The following is a 3,356-nucleotide window of genomic DNA, read 5'->3' as shown; positions in this document are numbered from 1 at the left end:
TTGAAAGTGGGATGGGCGTCCCGCCCGTCATGAGTGGAAGGGCGGGACGCCCATCCCACAATAACAATTAAAATTGTAAGTTATTTAATTCGCGATCCTTAGTAATAAATCATTAGTGATGAGATAGTGTTTGGTAGGGGCAATCCCCGCGTGGTAAGCCGATGCGATGGGGATTTCGCTTGTCATTTTTTTATAAAAATGCTGTAGTAGTTGGGGGCGTAAAACCCAAACAATTTTGCAAGAAAGCCTAACTGAAGATTAGGTATTTTTGTTTCATTTTTATTGAGTAATCCCACTTTTTGCGTCCCGGACTGTAGTCATTAGTCAGAGGACAGAAGGAAAAGGGAAGAATATCTAGTTTGGCAGTCTTGCTTGTTTATTTGCTAAGCTAGAGGTAGCGCTCTGTCATCAATAAACTTTAGATTTATGCACAGGTTATTAACTGGGAAACTGCGAATAGAGTATTTAACAATACCAATCGCCAATCTTCCAGCAAATCTATCCGGTACTAAAATTGTACAGCTTACGGACTTTCACTATGACGGGGTGCGGCTGTCGGAATGGTTGCTAGAAGAGGCGATTGCTGCGGCAAATGAAGCTGAACCCGATCTAATTTTTTTAACCGGTGACTTTATTAGCTACGATCCCGCACCTATTTACGGCTTAGTGCAGCGATTGAAAAACTTGCAAAGTCGGGTAGGAATTTACGCGGTTTTGGGCAATCACGACCACTATTGGCCAAGGGCAAAAACCGAGGTTACTAATGCTTTAAATAGCGTCGGAATTCGGGTTTTGTACAACGAAGCAATCTATCCTTTGGGGTCTGAATTGGCTTTAGTTGGGTTAGCAGATTTTTGGTCGGGCGATTTTGCGCCTAAACCTGTAATGGCATCCATAAATCCCGCAATTCCTCGGATTGTCTTGTCTCACAATCCTGATACTGCTGAAAATCTGCAAAATTGGCGGATTGATTTGCAGTTTTCTGGGCACACTCACGGCGGTCAAATCGTTATTCCTGGTATCGGCCCTTTGTACGCTTGGGTCAGAAAAATTGGCTATTTTATTCCTAAACGAATCCGAAAGTTCATTCCTTTTCTGTCGGCTTGGGATCGAGTAGTTACTCACTGGGAATGGGCTAGCGGTTTGCATCAGGTTGGGAGTAATTTGCTGTACGTGAATCGCGGTTTGGGGACTTATGCGCCGGGAAGACTATTTTGTCCGCCGGAGGTGACAGTAATTACTTTGGTTTGTCAAGATACGTAAAGGCTGGTTTAGGGTGCACACTTTCCCGATAATAGATAATATAGCCGAAGGAAAAAGGAAGTTCGGCAACGGATTATGTAACGGATGTAACGGATGTAACGGATGTAATGGATGTCAGTCCGAGGGAAGAGGGAAGAGGGAAGAAGTAAAAATGATTTTTGTACAATTTCTATGATTTTTAATTGGCTTCTCCAAAGCGATAGCCTCTGCCATAGACTGTGTGAATTAGGACAGATTCGCCCGGAACTTCTATTTTGCGGCGCAGCAGGCGAATTTGAGCGGCTAATACATTGCTGCTGGGTTTTTCTGCTTCACTCCACAAATACTGGTGGATTTGTTCGTGTGTTAGCAATTGACCGGTATGGCGCATTAAGTATTCTAATAACTGACATTCTTTTTCTGATAAGTCAATTGTACGATCGCCCCGATAAGCTAATTGATTGTCGTAGTCTAGCTGTAAATCTGCAACTTGCAGCCGCCCGACAGCAACCTCGGCATCAAAAGTAGGAGGCCGCCGCAGCAAGGCGCGGACTCTGGCTAGCAATTCTCGCAGTTCAAAAGGTTTGACTAAATAGTCGTCTGCACCCGCGTCGAGTCCTTGTACGCGATCGTCTACGGTATCTTTGGCGGTGAGAAATAGCACTGGCGTATTCCGTCCTTGCGATCGCAATTTCTGGCAAATTGCCAGTCCGGTTTGTCTCGGTAGCATCCAATCCAAAATTAGCAAATCGTAATTGCCCTGCATTGCTAAATTGATGCCACTTGCCCCGTCAAATGCCACATCAACTGTATAACCTTCGCGCGTTAAAACTCGACTTAAAGGGTCAGTCAACTCAACTTCATCATCAACTAAAAGAATCCGCATCCTGATTTCATATTTGAGACTTGAAATTTGAGATTTGAGTTTAAGTAAACTGATTTTTCCTAGATTTTCATGTGTGGAATACTTTCCGTTTCGCTGTAAGCTGCTGCTACCCATTCCTGGATGGCAGGCAAGGCCAAAATCGCATCCGCATAAGCTTTTGTTACTGAATCTAATTTGACTCCGTAGGTTACAAAACGCATCACAACGGGGGCAAACATAGCGTCAACAATTGTGAATTTTCCGAATAGCATATTGCCACCTGTTCCGAATTTTTGACGGCATTCGCGCCAAATGGCAAAGATGCGATCGATCTCTGCTTCTACACCGGGAGTCCTCCCTTCTCCCGGATAGCGGTTGCGGCAGTCCATCGGCATATTGTCGCGCAAATTTTGGAAACCCGCGTGCATTTCGGCGCAGATGGAACGGGCGATCGCCCGTTGGGCTACATCTGTCGGCCACAAATCATTTGCAAAGCGTTCTGCAACGTATTCGCAAATTGCTAAAGATTCCCACACTTTCAAGTCGCCGTCGATTAAAACTGGCACTTTTCCCGAAGGAGAATAGCGCCGAATTTCCTCATGGGTTGTCGGCCAGTCTAAGGGGATTCTCACCTCGGCAAATTCCAGTCCAGCTTGTTTCATCGCCAGCCAAGCGCGCAGCGACCAAGAGGAATAATTTTTGTTGCCGATTACCAGAGTCAATTTGGTCATAATGTAGCTGTCAGCTATTTCCGATCGTCCGTGCAATTTTAAGTTTTAGAGTTGAATATACAAAGCCGTGAGACACAATGGCGATCGGGCGATCGGCCCGTTTTCTGCACCAGCCTCTGCAAGCATTTTACCAAAAAATTGGGTCTAAAGCCCCGTCCTTCTAGGACGACTTTTTATTCTTGGTCATGATAATATTGTAATGTGGCTAGGGTATTCAACCACATTAAAAACCCAGTCGCCTGAAGGCAACGCACCTTGAAAACTGAAGTTATGGGCTTGAGCGCAGAAAAGCTTGCGCGGGTAAAAACTTCGAGCAACAAGTACGCCTAGAAACCTGTATTTTGGGTTTTGAATTGTACCGTGGGGCACACGGGAACAAGACTCTGCAATGAGTCGAAAGCTTGAGGACAGAACCATCTTGCGGTAAGTACAGGAAGCTGTACTTATTAAGGAATGAGAATTAAATAACTTCCACAAGTTTGTGGGATGGGCGTCCCGCCCGTCCAAAACGGACGGGC

At 45.3% G+C, this 3,356-nt stretch carries 4 protein-coding genes; 1 reads left to right on the top strand and 3 read right to left on the bottom strand.

The features are described 5' to 3' along the window. Positions 1-426 precede the first annotated feature (426 nt). The gene (locus tag QUB26_RS31425; RefSeq protein ID WP_333242397.1) at positions 427-1,263 is read left to right on the top strand and encodes a metallophosphoesterase; all 837 of its coding nucleotides are present in this window, start codon (positions 427-429) and stop codon (positions 1,261-1,263) included. A 178-nt stretch (positions 1,264-1,441) separates the two neighbouring features. Here QUB26_RS31425 and rppA read toward each other — a convergent pair whose 3' ends face one another. The 3 genes from rppA to QUB26_RS31410 all read right to left on the bottom strand — a co-directional run. Continuing rightward, a complete protein-coding gene (rppA, locus tag QUB26_RS31420) occupies positions 1,442-2,128 on the bottom strand; it encodes a two-component system response regulator RppA (protein ID WP_333242400.1) in 687 nt (228 codons plus the stop codon). 59 nt (positions 2,129-2,187) lie between these two features. Next, positions 2,188-2,838 (bottom strand): glutathione S-transferase family protein, encoded by a 651-nt coding sequence (locus QUB26_RS31415; RefSeq protein ID WP_333053124.1) that lies wholly within the window; start codon positions 2,836-2,838, stop codon positions 2,188-2,190. A gap of 183 nt (positions 2,839-3,021) precedes the next feature. Beyond that, on the bottom strand, positions 3,022-3,356 hold a 335-nt coding region (locus QUB26_RS31410), incomplete at its 5' end, for a hypothetical protein (RefSeq protein WP_333321226.1).

It is taken from the genome of Microcoleus sp. B4-C1 (assembly GCF_036705285.1).
In the GTDB taxonomy this organism is placed as follows: Bacteria; Cyanobacteriota; Cyanobacteriia; order Cyanobacteriales; family Microcoleaceae; genus Microcoleus.
Note: the sequence above shows the minus strand (reverse complement) of the source record. Positions and strands in the feature narration are given on the sequence as shown.